This window comes from Salinimicrobium oceani (assembly GCF_012037645.1).
In genome coordinates this window covers 1-734 of record NZ_JAAVJR010000120.1, presented here as the reverse complement: position 1 = coordinate 734, position 734 = coordinate 1, and the positions used below count along the sequence as shown (strand labels likewise).

General features: G+C 45.4%; 1 protein-coding gene. It reads right to left on the bottom strand.

The window, feature by feature from the left end; all coding sequences use genetic code 11:
- A partial coding sequence (locus HC175_RS15785; protein WP_168139387.1) for an NAD(P)/FAD-dependent oxidoreductase occupies positions 1-734 on the bottom strand: 734 nt, incomplete at both ends.

Below are 734 nucleotides of genomic sequence, written 5' to 3'. Positions count from 1 at the left end.
ATACGGAAGCCCGTCAGCAGGTTTATAATGCTGAGCACTCCATTCATATTCTATTCCGGAAACATCAAAATATCTTCTTGCATTCTGCTCAAGTTTTCTAAAGAAACGACTGTAATCATCCTCCTGCCCTACCTTGTGATGTCCTCCCAGCACGAGTACATAATTGTCGTTGCCTTTGCGGTAGGTGCGCATGGAGGTATGAAAATCTGCTTCTGTATCCCAGTAGATTCCGTCCGGGAAGTCTCCGGAATTCAATTTGGCTGCAATTGCATATTCCCTGTAAGGGTACAGCGCTGTTTGTAATCCATAGATCCCTTTGGGAGTATGGGTGGCTAAAATGACCTTTTGAGCAGTCACTGTTCCTGTGGCAGTAGACAATACCAATTCTTCTTCTTTTTCAATGTGGTAGACTTCAGAATTTTCGAAGATCCTGCAATTGGTACTATCGATCTTTTCTGCAAGACCTCTTACGAAGGCAGCAGGATTGAACTGGGCCTGGCCCTCTACCTTGATGGCAGTACTTACCTTTACCGGAATTGGGAGTTCGTGCAACTCCTCGACGGATAAACCATAATGAGCAGCAGCTTCGATCTCCTTTTTTATGGTCTCGTCCTTCTTTTCTGTCTCGCTGAACAAATACCATGGCACCCGCTTAAAGCTACAATCAATTTGATATTTATTTACCAGCTCCTCCACCAGGTTTACAGCTTCCCCGCGCGAGCGGGCAACATTTG